Origin of the sequence: Carnobacterium funditum DSM 5970, from assembly GCF_000744185.1 — a bacterium.
Lineage (GTDB): Bacteria > Bacillota > Bacilli > Lactobacillales > Carnobacteriaceae > Carnobacterium_A > Carnobacterium_A funditum.
In genome coordinates, this window is record NZ_JQLL01000001.1 from 955,023 (window position 1) to 978,270 (window position 23,248).

General features: G+C 33.9%; 22 protein-coding genes. 4 read left to right on the forward strand and 18 right to left on the reverse strand.

The features are described 5' to 3' along the window. Window positions 1–169: 169 nt before the first annotated feature. The 4 genes from BR44_RS04340 to BR44_RS04355 form a co-directional block, all read right to left on the reverse strand. Complete coding sequence (locus BR44_RS04340; RefSeq protein ID WP_034550841.1) at window positions 170–1,231, reverse strand: BMP family lipoprotein; 1,062 nt, start codon at window positions 1,229–1,231, stop codon at window positions 170–172. A gap of 205 nt (window positions 1,232–1,436) precedes the next feature. Next, complete coding sequence (locus BR44_RS04345; protein ID WP_425393574.1) at window positions 1,437–3,743, reverse strand: DNA translocase FtsK; 2,307 nt, start codon at window positions 3,741–3,743, stop codon at window positions 1,437–1,439. 154 nt (window positions 3,744–3,897) lie between these two features. Beyond that, complete coding sequence (locus BR44_RS04350; protein WP_211249860.1) at window positions 3,898–5,985, reverse strand: DNA topoisomerase 3; 2,088 nt, start codon at window positions 5,983–5,985, stop codon at window positions 3,898–3,900. A 43-nt stretch (window positions 5,986–6,028) separates the two neighbouring features. Further along, window positions 6,029–6,316 (reverse strand): DUF1033 family protein, encoded by a 288-nt coding sequence (locus tag BR44_RS04355; protein ID WP_034552915.1) that lies wholly within the window; start codon window positions 6,314–6,316, stop codon window positions 6,029–6,031. A gap of 214 nt (window positions 6,317–6,530) precedes the next feature. On the opposite strand from BR44_RS04355, the gene BR44_RS04360 reads away from it, so the two are divergent. Both BR44_RS04360 and yidC read left to right on the forward strand, forming a co-directional pair. Further along, window positions 6,531–6,806 (forward strand): acylphosphatase, encoded by a 276-nt coding sequence (locus BR44_RS04360; protein WP_034550843.1) that lies wholly within the window; start codon window positions 6,531–6,533, stop codon window positions 6,804–6,806. 71 nt (window positions 6,807–6,877) lie between these two features. Then, window positions 6,878–7,807 carry a membrane protein insertase YidC gene (gene yidC / locus BR44_RS04365; RefSeq protein WP_034550844.1) on the forward strand — a complete coding sequence of 310 codons (930 nt, stop codon included), beginning with the start codon at window positions 6,878–6,880 and terminating at the stop codon, window positions 7,805–7,807. 43 nt (window positions 7,808–7,850) lie between these two features. Here yidC and BR44_RS04370 read toward each other — a convergent pair whose 3' ends face one another. From BR44_RS04370 to gndA, 3 genes are all read right to left on the reverse strand, one after another. Beyond that, on the reverse strand, window positions 7,851–9,278 hold the full coding sequence (locus BR44_RS04370) for a sensor histidine kinase (protein WP_245592919.1): 1,428 nt from the start codon (window positions 9,276–9,278) through the stop codon (window positions 7,851–7,853). A 104-nt stretch (window positions 9,279–9,382) separates the two neighbouring features. Further along, window positions 9,383–10,075 carry a response regulator transcription factor gene (locus tag BR44_RS04375; RefSeq protein ID WP_034550846.1) on the reverse strand — a complete coding sequence of 231 codons (693 nt, stop codon included), beginning with the start codon at window positions 10,073–10,075 and terminating at the stop codon, window positions 9,383–9,385. A 327-nt stretch (window positions 10,076–10,402) separates the two neighbouring features. Next, the gene (gene gndA, locus BR44_RS04380; RefSeq protein WP_034550847.1) at window positions 10,403–11,836 is read right to left on the reverse strand and encodes an NADP-dependent phosphogluconate dehydrogenase; all 1,434 of its coding nucleotides are present in this window, start codon (window positions 11,834–11,836) and stop codon (window positions 10,403–10,405) included. A gap of 329 nt (window positions 11,837–12,165) precedes the next feature. On the opposite strand from gndA, the gene BR44_RS04385 reads away from it, so the two are divergent. Both BR44_RS04385 and BR44_RS11245 read left to right on the forward strand, forming a co-directional pair. Then, window positions 12,166–13,122 (forward strand): magnesium transporter CorA family protein, encoded by a 957-nt coding sequence (locus BR44_RS04385; protein ID WP_051912511.1) that lies wholly within the window; start codon window positions 12,166–12,168, stop codon window positions 13,120–13,122. A 74-nt stretch (window positions 13,123–13,196) separates the two neighbouring features. Then, window positions 13,197–13,328: a DUF4044 domain-containing protein gene (locus tag BR44_RS11245; RefSeq protein ID WP_084676087.1), complete on the forward strand. Its 132-nt coding sequence runs from the start codon at window positions 13,197–13,199 to the stop codon at window positions 13,326–13,328. Between the two features lie 37 nt (window positions 13,329–13,365). Here BR44_RS11245 and recN read toward each other — a convergent pair whose 3' ends face one another. The 11 genes from recN to BR44_RS04440 form a co-directional block, all read right to left on the reverse strand. Further along, the gene (recN, locus tag BR44_RS04390) at window positions 13,366–15,081 is read right to left on the reverse strand and encodes a DNA repair protein RecN (RefSeq protein ID WP_034550848.1); all 1,716 of its coding nucleotides are present in this window, start codon (window positions 15,079–15,081) and stop codon (window positions 13,366–13,368) included. A gap of 34 nt (window positions 15,082–15,115) precedes the next feature. Next, window positions 15,116–15,565 carry an arginine repressor gene (argR, locus tag BR44_RS04395; protein WP_034550849.1) on the reverse strand — a complete coding sequence of 150 codons (450 nt, stop codon included), beginning with the start codon at window positions 15,563–15,565 and terminating at the stop codon, window positions 15,116–15,118. Window positions 15,566–15,710: 145 nt separating this feature from the next. After that, complete coding sequence (locus tag BR44_RS04400; protein ID WP_034550850.1) at window positions 15,711–16,538, reverse strand: TlyA family RNA methyltransferase; 828 nt, start codon at window positions 16,536–16,538, stop codon at window positions 15,711–15,713. 14 nt (window positions 16,539–16,552) lie between these two features. After that, window positions 16,553–17,452 (reverse strand): polyprenyl synthetase family protein, encoded by a 900-nt coding sequence (locus BR44_RS04405; RefSeq protein ID WP_034550851.1) that lies wholly within the window; start codon window positions 17,450–17,452, stop codon window positions 16,553–16,555. Window positions 17,453–17,466: 14 nt separating this feature from the next. Continuing rightward, entirely contained in the window at window positions 17,467–17,706 is a 240-nt protein-coding gene (locus BR44_RS04410) for an exodeoxyribonuclease VII small subunit (protein WP_034550852.1), read from the reverse strand. Next, window positions 17,696–19,042 (reverse strand): exodeoxyribonuclease VII large subunit, encoded by a 1,347-nt coding sequence (gene xseA, locus BR44_RS04415; RefSeq protein WP_034550853.1) that lies wholly within the window; start codon window positions 19,040–19,042, stop codon window positions 17,696–17,698. Before xseA ends, BR44_RS04410 begins: the two co-directional genes overlap by 11 nt. A gap of 27 nt (window positions 19,043–19,069) precedes the next feature. Then, window positions 19,070–19,903 (reverse strand): bifunctional methylenetetrahydrofolate dehydrogenase/methenyltetrahydrofolate cyclohydrolase FolD, encoded by an 834-nt coding sequence (folD, locus tag BR44_RS04420; RefSeq protein ID WP_034552920.1) that lies wholly within the window; start codon window positions 19,901–19,903, stop codon window positions 19,070–19,072. A 135-nt stretch (window positions 19,904–20,038) separates the two neighbouring features. Next, on the reverse strand, window positions 20,039–20,482 hold the full coding sequence (nusB, locus tag BR44_RS04425) for a transcription antitermination factor NusB (protein ID WP_034550855.1): 444 nt from the start codon (window positions 20,480–20,482) through the stop codon (window positions 20,039–20,041). Continuing rightward, window positions 20,479–20,904, reverse strand: a complete 426-nt coding sequence (locus tag BR44_RS04430) for an Asp23/Gls24 family envelope stress response protein (protein ID WP_034550856.1) — start codon at window positions 20,902–20,904, stop codon at window positions 20,479–20,481. Before BR44_RS04430 ends, nusB begins: the two co-directional genes overlap by 4 nt. 34 nt (window positions 20,905–20,938) lie before the next feature. Then, window positions 20,939–21,496, reverse strand: coding sequence for an elongation factor P (gene efp / locus BR44_RS04435; RefSeq protein ID WP_034550858.1), 558 nt, complete (start codon window positions 21,494–21,496; stop codon window positions 20,939–20,941). 91 nt (window positions 21,497–21,587) lie between these two features. After that, window positions 21,588–22,649: a M24 family metallopeptidase gene (locus BR44_RS04440; RefSeq protein WP_034550860.1), complete on the reverse strand. Its 1,062-nt coding sequence runs from the start codon at window positions 22,647–22,649 to the stop codon at window positions 21,588–21,590. Window positions 22,650–23,248 lie beyond the last annotated feature (599 nt).

Here is a 23,248-nt window from a genome sequence, read left to right on the forward strand (position 1 = left end):
CAATCAGGGGCTACAACGATTTTTTACATGTGTAGCGTTTTCAGTTATTTAGGACTCCAAAAAGGCTACCTTTACCTATAGTGGATAAGAGATGAAAAGGCCGGAATAAACATCCGGCCTTTCTCTTAAGGAATTTAATTTTAATCTCTAATATAATCTTTTATTATTTTTAAGGTTTTTGTGGTACTTCAATGTCTCCACTGATGATTTGTTCTTTGTATTCTGCGACTTTTTCTTTAACTTCGTCTGTTAAGTTACCATCTGTCAAGTCAACACCGCCTTCAGCTAGACCGTAGTTAACAACTTCTCCACCTGCAAAATTACCAGCCATTGCCTCATTTGAGATGTCTTTAACTGCTGCACCTACACCTTTAAGTGTAGAAGCTAGTGTTAAGTTACCTGTATCGTATTTACCTTCATCATTTTGATCACGGTCAACTCCGATTACCCATAACTTTTTAGATTCATCAGCATTCATTAAATCTTTTGCTTCTGAAAATACGCCGTTACCTGAATCTCCTGCTGCTTGATAGATAACGTCAACGCCACTACTATACATAGCTGCTGCTAATTGTTTTCCACGAGCTGCGTCACCAAAAGAACCTACATACTCACTGTTTACATCTATTTCCGGGTTAACTGCTTTAACTCCAGCAACAAATCCTGCTTCAAAGCGTGAGATAACATCACTTTCTTGTCCACCGATAAAGCCTATTTTGTTTGATTCAGTTGTTTCGGCTGCTGCTACTCCTGCTAAAAATGCTGCTTCATGATCTTTAAACAATACGGATGCAACGTTTGGAGCTTCTATCATATCATCAATAATAACAAAGTGTTGGTCTTCATTTTGTCCTGAAACATCTGTCATTGCTTCTTTTAATTTGTATCCAATTCCAAATACTACATCAAAATCAGCTTGTACAGCACTGTTCAAATTAGTTACAAATTCTGAATCTTCATTCGATTGTAAGTACTTAAAGCCGTCGGTTCCTTCTTTCTTATCGTTTTCTTCGCCCCATTCTTGCATACCTTCCCAGGCAGATTGGTTAAAGGATTTATCATCTACTCCACCTACATCTGTTACCATAACTACCGAAAATTTATCTTCAGTTTTTGATGATTGTGCTGCAGAATCAGAAGCTGTTTCTGAATCATCTGATCCACAGGCTGCTAATGTAGCACCTGAAATTAATCCTAAAGCTAGAAGACTCATAAAATTGCGTTTTTTCATTAAAAAAACCCCCAACGTTTTTAGTACAAGTAAATTGCGTTCACTTGCCTTTAATAAATATGATACCATTTTTAATTAACAAAATAAACAATTAAACGATGAATGTAACCGTTTTTCATAAAAAATGTTCACATTTTAATGGTATTCTAATTTTTTTTTTTAGAAAGAGTTTTAAACTAACGATTCTTTACAAAACCATTGTTCATTAATTTGTTGAACTTTCTTCACCTGGTTCTCCAGGCTTTTCTGTAACGTTAACTTTTCTTGGTTTACTTCCTTCGGAAGGACCCACGATTCCACGCATTTCCATCTCATCAATTAATCGAGCTGCACGATTGTAACCAATTCTAAAACGTCTTTGTAATAACGATATACTAGCTGTTTGCATCTCTATTATCATTTGAACAGCATCTTCATAAATCTCGTCTTGGACTTCACCACTGATTGTTTCGGGCTCATCCACAGGCATCATTTCTTCTACATAATTAGCTCCTTGTTGTTGGGTAACAAACTCAACTACGCGCTCTACCTCATCATCAGAAATATAGGCACCCTGAACACGAACAGGTTTATTTTCTCCCATAGGTAAGTACAACATATCTCCTCTTCCAAGTAGTTTTTCTGCTCCACTACTATCAATAATTGTTCGTGAATCCGTTCCACTCGATACTGCAAAGGCAATTCTTGAAGGTACATTAGCTTTAATAATCCCTGTGATAACATCGACACTTGGTCGTTGTGTCGCCAAAATCATATGAATACCAGCAGCTCGAGCCATTTGCGCTAGTCTGATAATGGCATCCTCCACTTCATTACTGGCAACCATCATTAAATCAGCTAACTCATCCACTACTACTACAATAAAGGGTAAGGTAGGATGCCCTTCTCCATTTTCTAAGTTTTTTTCCACAATAAAATGATTATACCCCGTAATATTTCGTTGGCCACTAGCAGCAAATAACTCATAACGCTGTTCCATTTCTAAAACTACTTTTTGTAAAGCTTGCGCTGCTTTTTTGGGATTCGTGACAACTGGTGTCAGTAAATGTGGAATACCATTGTATACATTTAATTCAACCATTTTTGGGTCAATCATCATCAACTTCACTTCGTTTGGTTTAGCCTTCATTAACAAACTAGTGATGATTCCGTTAATACAAACTGATTTCCCACTTCCGGTTGATCCCGCTACAAGTAAATGAGGCATTTTAGTTAAATCCGCCATGGCAACATTACCAGATATATCTCTACCTAAAGGAACTTCTAATAGTTTTTCGTTATTTTTGACTTGACCTTCAATAACATTCCTAAAAGCTACAAGACTCACTTCACTATTTGGAACTTCAATCCCAATAAAAGGTTTTCCCGGGATAGGCGCTTCCATCCTAATATCTTTAGCGGCTAGTGCTAGAGCAATGTCATCACTTAGACTCACGATTCTACTTACCTTCACTCCAACAGCCGGTTGAATCTCGTATTTCGTTACTGCCGGTCCAAGATTAGCTTTTGTAACTTTAGCCTCTACTCCAAAACTTTTAAACGTTTCTTCAAGTTTTTTAACATTTCTTTGAATTAAGGCATACTCATTTGTTTGGTCTGTTTGTTCAACTTCATTTAATAAACTAGCAGGCGGCAATTGATAGTCAATGTTTTCAGGTTCTGATTCAATTTCAAAATCTAATTCCTGATTATCCGAAGCACCTTCTTTTACTCCCGCTTTCTTTTGAGTCTCAGCTGGCCTTTGTTGACTCTGATAACTATCAATTTCTAACGATTTCGGTTCATTTAATGAAGTATTTTTATTCGTATGTGAATTATCAGATTCTAATGGATCTTTCGTATCTATTGGTTCTATACGTTTCTTTTGTTTTTTTATATTCTTCCATTGTTTAGCAACAGCCAGCCCTATTTTTTTTGAAATAGTACGTAAATAATTAAGAAGATGTTTCAAATGATTTCGAACGAATTCCATAAACTTTTTGAAAGATAAATCAAAAATCAAAAAGATACTGATAAACCATAACCAACCCACTACTAAGTAAGTTCCTAATTGTGAAAACAAGAAATAACTAGCTGAATACATTACCCCACCAATCATTCCTCCTCCTAAAGATTGAGTTATTTCGTTTTTAGTCATATCAGCCATAAAAAAACGCAATGAAGCTGAAACAACATTTAGGTTTGTATCTATAATGGGAGCAAATAATTGAGCATGCAACAATAACAATGTACTGGCATAAGCTATTCCTAATCCAATCATTCTTTTGTTTTTAAATGGAGGTTCTGTTCCTCTTAAAACTAAATAGCCGCCATATAAGCCCAGTAACAAAGCAGCAACCATAAATGTATTTCCTACAAAAAAGCGAAATAAATTAGCACTGAGAACTCCAATAAACCCTAATTGGGAAGCTGCGAGCAAGCTTAATAGAATAAATATAAGTCCTATAATTTCAATTGAGAAGTGTTGTTTTTTATTTTTTTTCTTAGTATTCTTCTTTTTTGTTGCCACAATAACTAACCTCCTTTGGCATTACTTTCTCATTATACACAAAAAAAAAGGAAAGTGGAATCCACCTTTAAGATAGAAAAAACCTTATGTTGCAGTGTATAAAGGCCATTCTGATTCAAACAGAAATAACCGATACCGCACAACATAAAGCCTTGTTTTATTTCTCTTGTTTGTCCATTGCAGCTTTAAGTGCCAACGCTAATGGACTTTCTACTTCTTCTTGAGCTTCTTTATTTACTTTTTGCATTAAACGTTTAGTTTCATGTTTCGTTATCTTTTTATTTTTTGTATTGTCCATTTTTTCAGAAACATTGCAGTATTTACATTTAAAGAATTTACCAGACTTTCCTTCATGAATTTCCATCTTACGATGGCATTGAACGCAACGTTTATTAGAAACTTTTGGTTCTTTAAAGCGTCTATATGAACAAGTTATTTTGCTACAAATCAGCATTTTTCCTTCTCGACCGCTTCGTTCTTTCAAAAGTTCGCCACACTCTGGACAAGTTTTAGTTGTAAGAGAATAGTCTTTATAAGACTGTTCACTCATTTTTATTTCTTTAACTAATTTTTTTGTTTCTATTTTTATTTGTTCTAAAAATACCTCTTTTTTTAATTTTCCAGCAGCTATTTGTTCTAGTGATTTTTCCCATTGACTTGTTAAATCAGGTGTAACCAATGCTGAGTTAACTAATGTTAATAGTTGCTTACCTTTAGGAGATACAGATAACTTTGTTGCATGTCGTTCCATTAATTGACTGCTTATTAATTTTTCAATAATCTCAGCACGTGTTGCTGGAGTTCCTAGACTGTGTTTTTCCATTGCTTGAAGTAAGGTAGACTCAGTCAATCTTCCTGGCGCTTTTGTCAGTTCTTTTTTAGCCTGAAAAATTAAATTGCCCAACTGTTCTCCTTGCTTGAAGCGTTTCTTCACTTTAATAGGTTCCGTTTTACGCCATCCATTTTCCAGAACAAGTTCTTGTTTCAATTTAAAAGTAGCATCTGTTGTGGCTAATAGATACGTTGTCTTAGCTACTTTATAAGCAGGTAAAAATAAGCCAATGAATCGTTCGACAATCATTCGATAGATGCGTAATTCATCTTGATCCATTTTTTCAAGATGAGCTCGTTCTTCTGTCGGGATAATCCCATGGTGGTCCGTTACTTTAGTATCATCAAAAAGCGCTGTCTGAGTAACTTGGGCCCCTTTTTTTATAATGCTTTTCACCTCTTCAGTAGCAAATCCGCGAACAGCTTGCAAGCGATCTTTTAACGTTTCTTTCATATCTAAAGTTAGGTATTTAGAATCCGTTCTTGGATAAGAAACAATTTTGTGTCGTTCGTATAGAGTTTGCATCACACTTAATGTCTTTTTAGCAGAAAACTGATACCGTTGATTGGCTTCTCGTTGGAGCTCAGTTAAATCATAAGGCAAAGGTGGAAGTTGAGTTTGACTGTTTTCTTTTACTTCTTTTACCTCAACGGCTTGTTTATTTAAATTACTTACTATTTTCTCAGCTTCGACTTGATCCTTTATTCTTTCTGGAGCCCCCTCACTTAATGTTGCCGTTTGGCCCTCAATGGTTAAGTTAATACTAAAGTATGTTTCCGCTACAAAATCTTCTATACGAGCTTCTTGTTTTCTGACCATGGCAAGTGTCGGTGTTTGAACTCTTCCTGCAGATAAGCTGTCTTGATATTTTACTGTTAATGCTCTTGTTACATTCAAGCCTACTAGCCAATCAGCTTCAGAACGGGCAACTGCTGCATCATATAGATCATCATATTTTTTGCTAGGATAAAGTTGTTTAAACCCATTTCGAATAGCTTGATCCGTTTGTGATGAAATCCATAACCGTTGTACCGGTTTTTTAAACTTAACATAATCCAAAATCCATCTAGCTACTAGTTCACCTTCACGTCCAGCATCTGTCGCAATGACCGCTTTGTTTACATCTTTTCGTTGAGAAAGTTGTTTAATTATTTTTAATTGGGCAGCCGTATTTTTTAACGGTTTTATTTGCATCTCTTCTGGAATCAATGGCAGGCTTTCCATATTCCATGTAGCCCATTCTGACCTATAATCTTCAGGCATCTTAAGTCCTAGCAAATGTCCAAGAGCCCATGTTACGATGATATCTTCGCCTTCAATATAACTTTTATTCTTTTTTTCAGCTCCTAAAACTCGGGCTATTTCTTTTCCTACACTTGGTTTTTCAGCGATAATTAAGGTTTTCATATCCATTCCTTTCTTTTTCTTCTATCTATCTATTAAGTTAAGTTTCTAGTTAAATTGGTTTGCATTCTTTCAGCAACATGATACTGTGAAATAATTGTATGTCATCTTCGCACTCCAGACAGTATCTGTTTTGATTCTCATCCCAAAAAGCAGATAGATAATCTTTCTTAGTTTGACAATTAGGATACTTCGTTTGAAGTAATTCAAACTCTTGTTGGTATTCAAGCAAAGCCTCATCAAATGTTTCAAAAGTTTTAAATTGACTTATTTGTTCTTTCCAATCATCAAAAAACCACCAAGGTTCATACTCCCCTTGCAATTCTATTACTTGAAACATTTTTTTCACTCCAATTGTATAGTATTATACGCGATATAATTATATCATATGTCTCTTTGAATAGTTGACGAATTCACTTTTGCCTTATAAAATGATGGAGACAGAAGTTTTTTTAAAGGAGGAGATTAAAATCATAAACCTTTTCCAAAAATTAAAAAGAAAAAAATCATCCAATCTTAAATCAAAAAAAATAGAATTGGCAGGAGGGAAAACGATGAAAAAGGTGAAAATGACTGTCACAGGGCATGTCCAAGGAGTCGGGTTTCGTTTTATGACAAAGATGGTTGCTGACCAGATTGGAGTTTTCGGATCTGTAAGAAATCAATCTGACGGAAGCGTTTATATAGAAGCCAATGGAGATCCTGCTAAAATAGAGGCATTTATAGATAAAATCAGGCAATCTCCCTCACCGAGTGGAGAAGTTGAACGACTAGATATAACCGAGGATTCTTCTTTGCCCGAAAAAATTAAATTTTCTATAACTAATTGAAATCAATTCACATATCCTGTATAGTTGGATTTGTTATTAATAAAAACATATAAAATGAAGGATAGTGAGCAATGAAAAAATTAAATAAATACCTCTTGACTGGATCGCTTTTAAGCGTCATGCTTTTTCTTTCTGGTTGTATGAGTACAGACAAACAAGGAAATCCTGAAGGTTTTATCTATGAACTTTTAGTCGTTCCTACGCAACAACTTATCCTTCGGTTAGCAGATACGTTTAATGGCAGTTATGGTTTTGCAATTATCATCATCACATTAATTGTGCGAATCATTATTTTGCCTTTGAATCTAAGCCAATCAAGGAAATCGTTAGCTCAACAAGAAAGAACAGCTGTAATAAAACCCGAATTAGATGTTATACAAGCTAAACAAAAAGCTGCAAAAACAAATGAAGAAAAAGCCGTTGCTCAACAAGAGTTAATGAGTCTTTATAAAGATAACAATATGAGTATGTTGGGTGGCATTGGTTGCTTACCATTACTTATTCAAATGCCAATCTTTACTGCCATGTTTCAAGCCATTCGGTTGTCTGACGAAATTGCAAGCAGTACATTTATGGGAATTGGTTTAGGTGCAAGAAACATACCTTTAGCTATTGCTGCAGGGTTAATTTATTTAGTCCAAGCCTATGTTTCAATGATTGGTTTAGCACCTGAGCAAAAGAAACAAATGAAGACGATGATGTACATGAATCCAATTATGATTTTAGTATTCACTATTTCTTCTCCTGCTGGATTAGGTCTATACTGGTTAGTTGGTGGCTTTTTCGGAGTGTTCCAAACACTTCTTACTAACTTTTATTACAAACCTAGAATACAGGCTGAAATTGCAGAAGAAATTAAAAATCGACCTAAAAAGGAACGTGTCATCAAACAAGCCGAACCAATTCAAGAACAGAATAAAGAATTAACAGATGAACCTGTTCCTTCTAATTCTTCTGATGATAACCCTGAACGCAATGCCGGTAAACAACAACGAAGATAAAAAAAGATTTCTGCCTTTAAAAAAGGCAGAAATCTTTTTTTGATTAATTATTTTCTTTTGGTTCATTTATTTCATTTTGGTGAATTGGAAGCTTTATTCTAAATATAGAACCATAATCCAAAACACTTTCAACAAAAATCGTTCCTTTATAACCTGTTAGAAGTTCTTTTGCAATAGCTAAACCTAACCCATTTCCGCCTTTATGACGGCTTCTCGCCTTGTCAACACGATAAAAACGATTAAATATTTTTTCCGTATCTTCTTGTGACATGCCTTCTCCGAAATCTTGAATAGCAATATCCACATTTTGTTTGTCGGCAGCAATCGACACATGAATTTCTTTTCTATCAGATGAATACTTCACTGCGTTATCTAATATAATGACCAAAATTTGTTCTAGATGATTCCGATATATTGAGACATCCGTTTCATCGCGAATAGCATCATCTAAATTAAATACAAAGTCAGGATAAATAAGTTTAAAGTTATTTATTATTTGTAGAACTAAAGGTTTGATAGCTGTTTTTTCATTTTTATAATGAATTTCAACTTGTTCAGCCCTTGATAGATCGAGCATTTCTTGAACTAAGCTCTTCATTCTCTCTATTTCTTGCAAAGAAGCCTGTAGTGATTCGTCTAAAACTTCAGGATCATCTTTCCCCCAACGATTCAACAACTTTAAATGACCTTCCATTATAGCAACAGGTGTTCTTAATTCGTGAGAAACGTCTTCAACAAAATCTTTTTGTTGCTCAATGTATTTCTGCATTCTATCTAGCATATCATTGAAAACCGTTGATAAATGAGTCAACTCATCATTTTCATCATCTATTTCAATTCGGGAAGTGGATTGTGTATCCTTACGAATATCATTCATTGTATTAGTGATTTTTTTGATTGGCTTTAAAAAATTACCCGCTAGTAAATAACCAAGAATAGCACTGAATACTAAAGCTAAAATCCCAATACCTCCGATAGTCCATAAAATCCGCTCGCTCATTTGGTGGTAATTGACCATCTCGTTTTTTACTTGGACATACCCAATTAAATTTTGTGTCACTCTAGAATAGATTGGAGAAACCCCTTGTATTTCTTCTTTATTCTGAATTTCAATTGGCTCAATTAGAAGCTGTGCTGATTTTTTAAACGGGATGTCTTTTGGTTCAGTTTCAAATAATAATCTTGAAGTTGGACTGTAAACTCGAACTAATACACCCTCTTCATTCATTTTAGCAAAAATAGTATCTTGGTAATTACTAGATTGTCCATAAACTAAGTTCCGTTGGTCAAATTCTTCACCCAATTCAAGCGTATTAGACGTATAATTCCCACTTAAATTTAAATAGACTGTTTCTTTTGACAACGCATTTGATCCACCATTCAGACGATTTGTAACACCAATTAAAATTTCTTTTACATCTTTTGTTTCTTCAGCCAACATAATTTGTCTGAATCCAATAAAAATAGCCACCGTAAAAATGGTGTATGTGAGAAATATCGCTAAAGTAGCACCTATTGTCCATTTCCATTTTAAAGAGATGCGTTTTTTCTTATCTTTTTTTAAAAAAGGTCGTATCACGTACGCATCACATATCCCGTTCCACGAACTGTTTGAATGTAACTATCTACGCCCGGGACATCAATTTTATTTCTTAAATAACGAATATAAACATCTACTACATTTGTTTCTACTTCAGATTCATAACCCCAAACCTTATTTAATAAGATGTCTCTCGCCAAAACAACATTGACATTTTCCATTAATTCTAGTAACAATTCATACTCTCTTTTTGTCAATTCGATAACTTTTTCCCCACGATGAACAACGTGATTTTCTTTTTCAATCGTTAAATCGCGATAGCTTACAGTTGTTTGCTTGGTGATATTTTGCTCATTTTCAATTTCAATCCGACGAAACAATGCCCGCATCCTAGCTAATAATTCTTCAATAGCGAAAGGTTTCACGATGTAATCATCTGCACCATGGTCTAACCCACTGACACGATCGATGACAGAATCTCTAGCAGTCATCATGATAATTGGTACATTACTGACTTGACGAATACGACGGCATACGTCTATACCATTTAATTCTGGTAACATTAAATCTAATAAAATGACATCCCATTTTTTCTTTTTATTTAATGCCGATTCCAAACCTGAACGACCATCATAACGAACTTCTGTTTCATATCCTTCATGTTTTAATTCTAATTCAACAAAACGCGCTAAATTCTTTTCATCTTCAATAATTAATATTCTATTCATTCAATTCCCACCATTTCTTCTATTTTCACTGGTCTTTGCCTTTGTTACAATACCATGCTACTCTAATTTTCTCAATAAAAATTCTCATAGAGTTATTATAATTTTACCATAAATTAAAATAAAATGAGAAAATTAAATCTTTTACCCTATTGACCACTATTTTTTCTTGTGTTTATTTTATGAATTTGATTCTATCATAAAATTTAAACCGTTTAGCCAATGTAATCGCGCAAAAAAAATTTATTTATATTACAAAAACAACCACAAATTAGCATAATAAAATGCAACTCTGTGGTTGTTATTTTTAAAAAAAATATTTCAAATTGCTTATAATTCTTCTTGACCTTTATCTCCATACCAATCAAAGTGGAAAGTACCAGCTCTATCCGTTCTTTCATACGTATGAGCACCAAAGTAATCTCTTTGAGCTTGAATAATATTAGCAGGCAATCTAGCTGAGCGGTAAGAATCATAATAAGCTATGGCTGAAGAAAATGTCGGTATTGGAACACCGGATTTTACAGCAATACCTATTACATCTCTTGTAGCGTCTTGATAGTTTTTAGTAATATCCATAAAGTAATCATCTAACATCAAGTTTTTTAATTCAGGATTTTTATCATACGCATCTGTAATTTTTTGTAAGAAACGAGCACGAATGATGCACCCTGCACGGAAGATTTTAGCAATTTGTCCATATTGCAAGTTCCAATCGTACTCTTCACTAGCAGTACGCATTTGAGCAAATCCCTGAGCATAACTCATAATTTTACTGAAGTACAAAGCTTTACGTATATTTTCAACTAAAACAGCTTTGTCTCCATCAAATGAATAGTCTGTTGGTTTAGGTAAAATTTCACTTGCTGCTACACGTTCCTCTTTCAAAGCTGAAATGTATCTAGCGAAAACAGATTCTGTAATCAAAGGTAGCGGTACGCCTAAATCTAGTGCACTTTGTGATGTCCATTTACCTGTTCCTTTATTACCAGCTCGGTCCAATATAATATCAATCATTGGTTGGCCAGTTTCTGGATCTTTTTTGGTTAAGGCATCTGCTGTAAGCTCGATTAAAAAGCTGTCCAATTCACCTTTATTCCATTCTGCGAAAACTTCTGCTACTTCTTCAACTGATAAACCAGCTACTTTACGCAATAAGTCATAAGATTCTGCAATTAATTGCATGTCGCCATACTCGATTCCATTATGCACCATCTTGACATAATGACCGGCTCCGTTTGGTCCAATATAAGCGACACATGGTTGACCATCTTCAGCAACTGCCGCAATTTTTTCTAAAATTGGTGCTACCAAATCGTATGCTTCTTTTTGTCCTCCAGGCATGATTGCAGGTCCTAATAAGGCGCCCTCTTCTCCACCTGACACACCAGTACCAATAAAATTAATACCAGATTCAGCTAATGCTTCGCTACGTCGAATAGTATCTTTAAAGAAGGTATTACCCCCATCGATTAAAACATCTCCTGAATCAAGGTGTGGCAAAAGTCCTTGAATTGTTGCATCTGTTCCTTTTCCAGCTTGTACCATTAGCAAAATACGACGCGGTTTTTCTAATGATTCAACAAATTTTTCCATTGTATATGTTGGGACTAGGTTTTTATCTGGATGTTCTGCCACAACTGCTTCTGTTTTTGATCCAGTTCGGTTAAAAATAGAAACACTATACCCTCTGCTTTCAATATTTAAAGCTAAGTTTTTACCCATTACAGCCATTCCTACCACACCAATTTGTTGTTTACTCATTGGTTAATTTCCCCCTTTAAATTTTTGCGTTACTGTTTAATTTTAAAGATTCATCTGACCCTACTATCCTACCAAAAATACGGTGAGATTAAAAGTAGGGAGTACCTGAGAGTAGTTAATTCCACGACTATTTTCTTAAAGACTTAAATGAACCAACTTATTCAAAATCGAATTACTATTCTTTAAGCTCTATTGCTACTATTATTTTTTTGATAATATTTACCTCTATTTTATATTTAATTTCTATATTATTGCTTGATTTTTTTTAAAATAGTGTATGATTAGTCTATAGGTAGAAATTAATTGTTTATTGAATGAGGAGGTTTATAATGTATCAATCTTATTATACTGATTTTGATGGTCATATAATTATGAGCGAAAAAGATCAGATAAGCGATTGGCTCCACGTAACAAATCCAACCGTTGATGAAATTGAGTACTTATCGAAAAAATTTAACTTTCCAAAAGATTATATATCTTCTGTCAAAGATCCAGATGAACTTGCTCGGCAAGAAAAACTAGGAATGGATCCAGCAAAAGACCCAAATCTGATTGTATTTAATTACCCAACCAAAATAACGAATAAATCAGGGTATGATGAATATTTAACGACTCCTATTTCTATGATCTTAACTAAAGATACACTTATTACGGCTGTAGAAGATACCCCTGTGTTCTTGAAAAACATTATGAATAATCAATCTGGCTATCCAGTAAACACCAAAAAAAAAGAACAGTTCGTTTTAGAGGTCGCTTGGCAAATTTCCTCACTTTATGTTTTTTATTTAAAAGAAATTATCCTAAAAACAGAATCTATGGAAAGACAATTAACTAAATCTACTGAAAACGAACAATTATTTGCTTTAATGTCTCTTCAAAAAAGTCTTATTTATTTTAGTTCCTCTATCCATGCAAGTCATCTAATTTTTAATGATTTAAAAGAAATAGATTCTTTTACCGAACGTACTGAAAATCGCAATTTATTACATGATGTTATCGTTGAAAGCAGACAGGCTGAAGTTATGATAGAAGAAACTTCTAAACTTTTAGATCAAATTAGTGATATTTTTCCATCTATTATTTCTAATAATCTAAATAATATTATGAAAATTTTAACATCAATCACTATCGTTTTAACCATTCCAACAATTCTCGGTGGGTTTTGGGGTATGAATGTTAATTTACCAATTGATAATGGACCAAACGCTTTTTGGGCTATCATGTTTTTGATCCTTTTTATTAGTATCATAACAACATGGATTTTAAAAAAGAATAATTATTTCTAAAAAAACTTGATAAATCATCCTCTTTCAGTGTACAATATAGTAAATGTGCCAAATGAAAGTAGGCGAATAATGTCATGGCAAATAAAGATAAAACTAAACAAACAAACACAACTAGAAAAATGACCAAAATCTTTGTTTGGGTTATGTTGTTTTCTATGGTCGGTACTATAGTCATCGGTACTATCATAAAATTAATTGCTTTTTAAAAATAAATTCCGCTACTCAATGGAGTAACGGAATTTTTTATTTGTTTAAGTTTTTATCTTTTTGGATTTCAGCTAAGTTAATTAGTTCATTTGCATGCTCAATCGTTAACTTTGTAATTTCTGTACCTGCTAACATACGAGCAACTTCATTAATTTTTTCAATTTCCGATAGTGCTGCTACATGCGTTTCCGTTCGTTCCTCAATGATTGTCTTAGAAATATATAAATGATGAGTAGCCATAGCTGCTACTTGAGGCAAATGAGTTATACATAAAACCTGTGAATGCGTAGCAACCATGTAAATCTTGTTCGCAATTGCTTGAGCGACTCTTCCACTAACACCCGTATCCACTTCATCAAAAATAATACTAGTTAACCCTTGAGTCTTTGAAAAAATAGTTTTCATTGCCAACATTATTCTAGAAAGTTCACCCCCAGAAGCTACTTTGACTAAAGGTTTGAGCGGTTCTCCAGGGTTAGTCGCAATATAGAATTCTATCCGATCCAGTCCTGTTTCATGAGCTCCGTTCAAGATCTCATCTTGATTTTTTTCAAAAAAATACACTTTTAATATAACTTTATCCATAAATAATTCTTTAAATTGTTCATGGATAGCTTCCTCTAATTTTACAGCAGCTACTTGTCGCATTTGAGATAAGGTTTCACCCTCATCGATCAATTCTTTTGAGAGAACATCCATTTCTGCTTTTAAATAATTGACATGATCTTCACGATTTTGCAGTTGATCAATCTCTACAGTAATTTTTTCATAATAATTTTTTATCTCTTCAATAGATTCTCCATATTTTCTTTTCATTTGATAAATAAGTTCTAATCTTTTTTCAAGTTCGTTTAATCGATCTTCATCATAAGCCATTTGATCCATCTCTCGTAGAATATCACTAGCAACTTCTTGTAATTGAAAATAACTGCTTGCAACAACCTCTGAAAATTGTTTGTACGTACGATCGATATCCTCTATTGAACTTATTTCTGTCATTGCTTGTCCAATTAGATCAATGCCATTACTTTCTTCACCCTGTAGTGCATCATAACTTTCTGATAAAGCATTAGTAATTTTTTGGTAGTTCATCAATAGATTTTTCTCTTCTAATAACTCCTCTTCTTCTCTATCAATTAATTCAGCCATTTCGATATCATTTGCTTGAAATTGCAACATATCTAACCTTTGAGCAAATTCTTGTTCACTATTTTGCCACTTACGATAAGCTTTCTTTGTTTCTACATACCTAGAAAAAGTTGAACGGTAAGTATCTTTTATTTTTTGTAGTGACTCATCACCAAATTGGTCCAACATCGTTAAATGTCTCTCAGGATTCATCAATTCTTGATGCTCGTTTTGCCCGTGAATATCAATTAATGTTTCACCAATCAATCTCAACGTCGCAATATTAACTAAACGTCCGTTGATACGACAAACATTTTTTCCGTTACGGTGAATGTCCCGTTGGATAATAACATCATCATTTTCACTTTCAATATCATACTGCTTTAATAATTTATACGTTGTCAAGTTCCCTTCCATTGAGAAAAGTCCCTCTAATGCACATTTGCTTTCACCGTGTCGAATAAATTCATTAGAACCACGTCCACCAGCTAATAACCCTACAGCATCAATGATAATTGACTTTCCTGCACCTGTTTCACCTGTCAAGACTGTCATACCTGTTTCAAAAGTTAAACTCAAATCATGAATAATAGCAAAGTTTTTAATGGTTAATTCTTGTAACAATTCGTTCACCTCCATCAACTCGCCTACTTAAAATCTACAACATACTGATAAAATGATTTTTCAATTTTTTGGCCAATTCGTTAGAACGACAAATAATTAATACACTATCGTCTCCTGAAACCGTTCCAAATATTTCTTCGAATTCTGATAGATCTATTAAAGAACCTAAAGCAAAAGCATTCCCCGGAATTGTCCGAACCAAAAGTAAGTAGTCTTGCACATCAGCTGAAACAAAACATGTTTTCAGTAAGCGCTCTAATTTTTTTGAAGTATCATAATGCACATCGGGTGGTAAACTATAACGGTAGCTACCTGATATAGAAGGAACTTTTATTAATTGTAGTTCTTTGATATCACGAGAAATAGTAGCTTGAGTTACTTCAGTACCTTGATCTTTTAAAATAGATACAAAATCCTCTTGTTTTTCAATTACATGATCTTGTATAAGACTTTTTAGCAATTGATGCCGTTCTTTCTTCTTCATAATTCCACCTCATTTTAATGTAAGTATAATTATACAGCGTTTTACTCATCATACCGTATATTTTCTAGATATAATAGCAAATTATATCAGGTTTATTAAAATATTGAAGAAAAAAGCAAAAAAATTGTATATGAATATACAATTTTTAATTCTGTTTAGCTTGAAAATTTTCATGTGCCATCTTTACTACATTATTAATATCGATCGCTTCATTTATAAATCCTTTTAATTTGTCATTCCATTTTAAGTGAGCTAAAAATTCAATGTTTCCTTGTCCACCGGTAATCGGAGAAAAACTTAATGCTTCAACATCATATCCTTGATCAAGAGAAAACTGAACCATTTTTATTAATACTTCTTGGTGGATAATTGGATCGTGTATAATTCCTTTTTCTCCTACATCATTACGATTAGCTTCAAATTGAGGCTTAATTAAAGCCAATACATCTCCTCCAGCGGAAATAATTTCTTTTAATACTGGTAGAATGATACGCAATGAAATAAAGGATACATCTATTGAGACCAAATCAGGCTGACCATCTTTAAAATCTTCCAATTTACTATTCCTAAAATTTGTTTGTTCCATCACTACCACACGTGAATCTTGTCTCAACTTCCAAGATAGTTGATTTGTCCCAACATCTAATGCATAACTTAATTTTGCTCCATGCTGTAATGCTGCATCTGTAAAACCACCAGTTGATGATCCAATATCTAACATTATTTTATTTTTTACTGTCACATCAAAAATAGACATAGCTTTTTCTAGCTTCAATCCCCCTCTACTGACATAACGTAATATTTCACCTTTACGTTTCAATTGGGTTGTAACGGGGATTTTTTCACCAGCTGTATCGATTCGTTCGTTTTTATCTGTTAGGATGATTCCAGCCATAATGGCACGTTTTGCTTTTTCAACAGAATCAAATAAACCTTGTTCTACAAGGAGAATGTCAACTCGTTCTTTCTTCATCTTATTATCTCCTTTTATTGAAGTTGCAATAGATCAAGCATCTCAGATAATAACTGACTATCAAACTTACTATCTGTTTTTTTATAATGGTCTTCAATTTGCACTAAATTTTTTCTCGCATGATTTAGTTCATTTTCTAAAGCTTTTTTTGCACCTTCTAAACTCAACAGAGCTGGATAGGTACTTTTATTTAAAGTAGCGTCCATCCCAGTTTTCTTGCCTAGTTCTGTAGAGTCACCAATAACGTCCATTATATCGTCAAGAATTTGAAAAGCTAAACCAAAGTGTGCTGCAAATTCATCTAACAGTCGATTAACCGTAGGAGAGACATCTGCAATAAGTCCTCCAGCATAAATGGAAAATTTTAATAATTCTCCCGTTTTCTTTTCATGAACAGCCTTCAATAATCCTAGTGATAGTTTTTGATTTTCACCTTCGATATCTTCTGTTTGTCCAGCAACCATCCCCATTGGCCCGGCTGCTTTTGCTAAGGCTAAAATTAATGCTACTTTTTTTGCATCTGGTAAAGAACCTACTGATGCGATTTCAAATGCTTGAGTTAAGAGACCATCGCCGGCTAAAATAGCTATATCCTCGCCATAAACTTTATGATTAGTCGGTTTTCCTCTGCGCAGTACATCGTTATCCATCGCAGGAAGATCGTCATGCACTAATGAATACGTATGAATGTATTCTAATGCCGTTGCTATTTCATAACTTTTCGTTACATCTCCACCAAGAGATTGGACAGTAGCTAGCAGCAATAAAGGTCGAATACGTTTCCCACCCGCTGTTAAGGAGTATCTCATTGCCTGACTTAAAGTTCCATCTCGATACGTACCGTTATCTAAATATTTAATCAAAGCTGCTTCAATTAATGGCTTTTCTCTTTTCTCAAATAGATTGAATTCCATTTGCTATTCAACTCCTATTCGTTTGAATCAGATTCATTTTCAAACACTGTTTCTTCGCCATTTTCTTCTACAATTTTAGTTAATGTTTTTTCTGCATTTTGTAACGTTTCTTTACAAATCTTACTTAAGCCAACACCTCTTTGAAATTGATCTAGTGCTTCTTCCAAAGGAACATCGCCCCGTTCAAGATTTATAACAATTTCTTCCAATTGTTGCATAGCTTCTTCAAATTTTATTTTTTCTTTAGCGCTCATTTTTTTCCTCCATTTTATTTATTACTGTAGCTTCAAACTCGCCTTCATGCAAATGTATATGCACACGATCGTTTAGCTGAATCTGATGTATTGTTTTAACCACTTTCTTTTCTTTAGTCACGTAGCTGTATCCACGGTTCATAATTTTTAAAGGACTTAAATAATCTAACGATTGCATGGCGTAGTCCACTCTTTTAGCTGTATTTTGCATATAACGATCCATTTCATTAAGTAATTGTTGATTACCTAATTGCAAATCTCTTTGTTTTTGCTCTATTAGCTGAATAGGACTTGCTCCCATCAATCTATATTGCACTAACTTAAAATCTTGTGTTTTTGTCTGTACTTTTTCAGACAGCAATCTCTCCAGTCGTTCTGAAAGCATATCCAGATTTTGAGCATACCCTTCATACAATCTTTGAGGCTGTTTAAAAATATACGATTCTAAACTACGATTTAACCGTTGGCTCAATACTTCCATTTTCCTCATATAACTTTGAATCAAACGCAATCGCATTTGTTCTATTTTTATTAATTCATCAGAAAGCAAAGGAACTGAGAGCTCTGCTGCAGCTGTTGGTGTTGCAGCTCTCATATCAGCAACCAAATCAGCAATAGTTGTATCTGTTTCATGCCCTACTGAAGAGATGACTGGCGTTTTAGCTTCAAAGATAGCTCGTGCTACTTTTTCTTCATTGAATGGCCATAAATCCTCTATTGATCCCCCACCACGCGCCACAATCATTGTATCAAAATCGCCTTTAGCTTCAACCATTTTTATACTATTCACTATATCATCCGCTGCTTTTGCTCCTTGAACTAATGTCGGGAAAACAACAAGTTGTACAATAGGGTAGCGTCTTTTAATCGTTGTCATAATATCTCGAACTACTGCACCTGATGGGCTAGTCACAATAGCAATCTTTTTAGGGAAAGTAGAAATCAATTGTTTTGGTGCATCAAATAAACCTTCTTTTTTTAATTTCACTTTCATTTCTTCTAGAGCTTGATACAATGCTCCAACGCCATCTGGCTCCATATGTTCTACGTATATCTGATAATTACCACTTGCTTCATACAAAGAAATACGACCAATAATCAAAACCTTCATGCCTTCTTCAGGTGTAAACTTTAACTTTTGAAAAGCTCCTTTAAACATCAACGCCGAAATCTTTGCGCGCTCATCTTTTAAGCTAAAGTACTGGTGTGCATTAGGACGATTTCTAAAGTTAGAAATTTCACCAGTTAAATAAACCCTTTCTAAATAAGGATCTTGTTCAAATTTTCTTTTAATGTATTTCGTCAAAGCCGTGACGGTCAAATATTTTTCTGTCAAAAAAATCCTCCTGACTCATCGGTCAATTTAAATTGTTCTTTGTGCACTAATAATGGTTTGATATAATAGCATAGTAATCGTCATTGGCCCAACTCCGCCAGGAACTGGAGTTAAATAGCCAGCTACTTCTGCTACTTCATCTGCTTTTACATCACCAATTAATTTCCCATTAGCATCTCGGTTCATCCCTACATCTATAACGACTGCGCCTGGTTTGATGAAATCTTTAGTAACAAGGTGTCCTTTTCCAATTGCTACTACTAAAATATCCGCAGTTTTTGCTATTTCTGCTAAATGATTAGTCTTTGAATGGGCCATGGTTACTGTAGCATCATTCATCAATAGTAATTGAGCCATTGGTTTGCCCACTATATTACTACGCCCAATCACTACAGCAGTTTTTCCTGCAATCTCTATTTTGTGATTTTCTAGCAGCTTCATTATTCCATAAGGAGTACAAGCAATCTTATCCGGTTCCCCTATTAATAGTTTCCCCATATTAACAGGATGAAACCCATCAACATCTTTTTTTGGGTTAACTGCATTTAATACTTTTTTAGGATCAATTTGTTTTGGTAATGGTAACTGAATTAAAATACCATGAATGGCATCATCTTGATTAAATCGTTTGATTTCTTTTAAAATTTCTTTTTCACTAATTTCTTCAGAGTATCTCTCTACTACTGAATAAAAGCCTAAAGATTTGGCTCTTTTTTCTTTATTGCGCACATAAGTCTGACTAGCTGGATCTTCCCCCACAAGTAAAACAGCTAACCCGGGGGTCACGCCTTTTGATCTTAACTTATCAACCATTACTTGCATCTCTTTATTCATTTCAGCCGCTAAATCCTTGCCGCTCATTATAATTGCGCTAATAATAAATCCCACCCTTTTAACTCTACTAGTCTTTTTTTATTCTCAATATATTTATTTTACCATACGAAGCTATATTGTTGTATGCCTTCAACTCTGTTTCTCAGAAAAGAAAAAAGAGGCTTATTCAGCCTCTTTTTTCTCCAAGTTATTAACGATATTTGCTAATACTCCATTAACAAATTTCCTTGATTTTTCATCGCTATAAAGCTTCGTTATTTCAAGCGCTTCGTTTAAAGCAACTTTTGCTGGAACGTCTGGAACATAAAGCATTTCGAAAATAGCAATCCTCATAATGACTACATCTGTTTTTGCGAGTCTTTCCATTGACCAATTTTCAAGATACTTTTGAACTTCTTCATCAATAGTTAGTTGATTTTCGATGACACCTTTAACAAGTAAGTCTAAATACTCAGGTACTGAAACCATTTCCACTTCATCTGCTAAATCATTTGAGCTTATAAGAGCTTGTTGCATAGCTATCTCAGTGGCGAGATCCTCATTGGCTGATAATTGAAATAGAGATTGTAATGCTTTCTCTCTAATTTCGCGTCTGGTTAAATTCAATCTACTTCACCATCTTCATCATCAAAACTAAACAAATCTTTTAATTCAGTTTTTTCTGGCACAATTCCTACCACATGGATATTTACTTCTTTTAGCTCGATATCTGTCATTTGAATTAATTGTTCACGTACTTTTTTCTGTAATTCTAATGATACTTTCGGTACAGAAACGCCATAATTCAAATAACAGTATACATCTACTTTTAAACCTTCTTCGTCTGAAGTTAAATGGACGCCTTTTTTATGATCTACTCGTCCGAATAATTCAGAAACGCCTGAACTTAATTTGCCATGCATTGCGTAAACACCTGATACTTTACTTGCAGCAATACCTGAAATAACTTCAATAACTTCCGGAGCTACTTCAATTTCACCCAAAGTTGCTTTTGTTTTATTTACTGCAAAACTTGATTCTTCAGCCATCATCTAGACCTCCTATTGTCTTTATCTTAATTTTTTATGCACGAGAAACGTACGAACCATCTTGTGTGTTAACAATAACCATGTCATCAACGTTTACGAAGAATGGCACGTTAACATTTGCTCCAGTTTCCAATTTTGCTGTTTTAGTTCCACCTGAAGATGTATCTCCACGGATTCCTGGTTCAGTTTCAGCGATTCTTAATGTTACCGTATTTGGTAATTCTATACCTATTATTTCAGAGTTATACATTGAAATATGAACTTCCATATTTTCTTTTAAATATTTTAACTGACTTGCTATAGCTTCTTCAGGCAACTCCATTTGTTCATAATTTTCAGAATCCATGAAAACATATACCTCACCGCTCTCATATAAAAATTGCATTTTGCGTTTATCGATTTGGGCTCTTCCAACTTTTTCACCAGCACGAAATGTTTTTTCTTGAACATTTCCGTTTCTTAAGTTTCTTAACTTAGAACGAACAAAAGCTGCACCTTTACCTGGCTTAACATGTTGAAAATCGATTACTTTCCAAAGTCCACCGTCAAATTCAATTGTTAAACCTGTTTTAAAATCATTTACAGAAATCATTGTGTTTTCCTCCTAGAATCGTTCCTATTTTCTGTTTTAGTGTATCATTTTTCTATTCATCTGCCTAATACATTCTAGGTTTTCTTATATTTTAAAGAATAATTAGTTCCTTAGGAGAATGAACAATAACTTCATTTCCAAATTCAGTAATAACTAAATCATCTTCAATTCGAACTCCACCAATTCCAGGTAAATAAATTCCTGGTTCATTGGTAATCACATTCCCTTTGACAAATTTTTTCGTTGCCAATTTAGAAACGTTTGGACCCTCATGTATTTCTAAACCGATACCATGTCCTGTTGAATGCCCAAAAGCCTCACCATATCCATAACTAGCAATATGATTACGTGCAATAGCATCTAATTCTACACCCGTCATTCCTGGTTTAGCCGCATTAATTACTTTTAATTGTGCTTCTAGTGTAATAGCATAAATCTCTTTCAGTTTTGCGTCTGGTTCTCCTATAGCAAATGTGCGGGTCATATCCGAAACGTATCCTTCATAATAACAACCAAAATCAATAGTGACAAAATCACCCATTTCGATTATCTTTTTGCTTGCCACTCCATGAGGCATTGCTGAACGGATCCCGCTAGCTACAATCGTTTCAAATGAAACACCCGTTGCACCTAACCCACGCATATGAAAGTCTAAGATATTGGCTACCTCGATTTCTGACATTCCCGGCTTAATTACTCCTAATATATAACTATAAGCTGCATCAGAAATGGAACAAGCTTTTTTAATAATTTCAATCTCTGAAGAATCTTTAACTTCTCTTAATTCTTCAATTAAATTTGATACAGGAATTAACTCACTTGAAATAATTTGTTCTAAAAGTTCAAAGGTACTAAAACTGATATAATCTTGCTCAAAACCCATTTTTTCAATAGTATCTTTTTCTACTAACCGAGCAACCTCATCGTAAATGGGTCCGCTATTTTTCACAATTTCAAAACCAACAGCTTGGGTAGCTGCCTGTTCTGTATATCTAAAATCTGTTACAAAATAAGCATTTTCCATTGTAATTAGACTTAATCCTGTTGTTCCAGTGAAGTTAGATGCATAACGCAAATTGTAAGGGCTGGTAATTAATAAAGCTTCTATATTTTTTCTTTTCATACTTTCTCTTATCTTATTTAAACGAGACATCTGTTCCACTCCTCAATTTTTAATTCTGCACTAAGTCATTCTAGTTCGTATACTTGAACATAATCTATTTTATTATATCAAATTACAGGGTAAAAAGAAATAACCCTTCATTTTGGCTAATAAACAGACTTCAAAAGATTAAATCTAATAATCTGTTTGTTAACATCCGATTTGTCTCTTTACTGTTAGCCTTTTAAAATTTAGAGTTATTTCATTTTTTTTCCATTTACACATTTAGCTGTTATTATCATTTAAACTGGGTAAAAGATTACTTGCATGAATACTTAATATGGTAAGTATTACAATGAAAATAAACGATCTTATAAAAAAACTTTCAAAATAGGAACCTTATTATTTACCCAGCTTCTTTACATTTTTTCAATACTTTTGATAGGATGTATAATAATAAAAATCAACTGACTATTCCAATAATAAGCCACCATATACAAGGCTTTTCTTGATGTTAGATTATCCTTATGTATGATTTTCACATTAGAATGTAACCAACTATATTGTAATTGTTATATTTATCCCTCTCCCCCACCCGTCATATAGACAAATAGCAACGTATTAGCTTGTTAAAAAGCTGAAAAGCTCCT

What these genes read in the sequence shown, in the direction of transcription:
- argR (WP_034550849.1), bottom strand. Translation starts at nt 15,565, where the DNA reads ATGAAGAAGAAAGAACGGCATCAATTGCTAAAAAGTCTTATACAAGAT.
- BR44_RS04400 (WP_034550850.1), bottom strand. Translation starts at nt 16,538, where the DNA reads ATGAAGAAAGAACGAGTTGACATTCTCCTTGTAGAACAAGGTTTATTT.
- efp (WP_034550858.1), bottom strand. Translation starts at nt 21,496, where the DNA reads ATGATTTCTGTAAATGATTTTAAAACAGGTTTAACAATTGAATTTGAC.
- BR44_RS04410 (WP_034550852.1), bottom strand. Translation starts at nt 17,706, where the DNA reads ATGAGCGCTAAAGAAAAAATAAAATTTGAAGAAGCTATGCAACAATTG.
- BR44_RS04360 (WP_034550843.1), top strand. Translation starts at nt 6,531, where the DNA reads ATGAAAAAGGTGAAAATGACTGTCACAGGGCATGTCCAAGGAGTCGGG.
- BR44_RS04430 (WP_034550856.1), bottom strand. Translation starts at nt 20,904, where the DNA reads ATGGCTGAAGAATCAAGTTTTGCAGTAAATAAAACAAAAGCAACTTTG.
- BR44_RS11245 (WP_084676087.1), top strand. Translation starts at nt 13,197, where the DNA reads ATGGCAAATAAAGATAAAACTAAACAAACAAACACAACTAGAAAAATG.
- folD (WP_034552920.1), bottom strand. Translation starts at nt 19,903, where the DNA reads ATGAGCGGCAAGGATTTAGCGGCTGAAATGAATAAAGAGATGCAAGTA.
- BR44_RS04440 (WP_034550860.1), bottom strand. Translation starts at nt 22,649, where the DNA reads ATGTCTCGTTTAAATAAGATAAGAGAAAGTATGAAAAGAAAAAATATA.
- yidC (WP_034550844.1), top strand. Translation starts at nt 6,878, where the DNA reads ATGAAAAAATTAAATAAATACCTCTTGACTGGATCGCTTTTAAGCGTC.
- BR44_RS04355 (WP_034552915.1), bottom strand. Translation starts at nt 6,316, where the DNA reads ATGTTTCAAGTAATAGAATTGCAAGGGGAGTATGAACCTTGGTGGTTT.
- BR44_RS04350 (WP_211249860.1), bottom strand. Translation starts at nt 5,985, where the DNA reads ATGGATATGAAAACCTTAATTATCGCTGAAAAACCAAGTGTAGGAAAA.
- BR44_RS04375 (WP_034550846.1), bottom strand. Translation starts at nt 10,075, where the DNA reads ATGAATAGAATATTAATTATTGAAGATGAAAAGAATTTAGCGCGTTTT.
- BR44_RS04340 (WP_034550841.1), bottom strand. Translation starts at nt 1,231, where the DNA reads ATGAAAAAACGCAATTTTATGAGTCTTCTAGCTTTAGGATTAATTTCA.
- gndA (WP_034550847.1), bottom strand. Translation starts at nt 11,836, where the DNA reads ATGAGTAAACAACAAATTGGTGTGGTAGGAATGGCTGTAATGGGTAAA.
- BR44_RS04385 (WP_051912511.1), top strand. Translation starts at nt 12,166, where the DNA reads ATGTATCAATCTTATTATACTGATTTTGATGGTCATATAATTATGAGC.
- BR44_RS04405 (WP_034550851.1), bottom strand. Translation starts at nt 17,452, where the DNA reads ATGGAATTCAATCTATTTGAGAAAAGAGAAAAGCCATTAATTGAAGCA.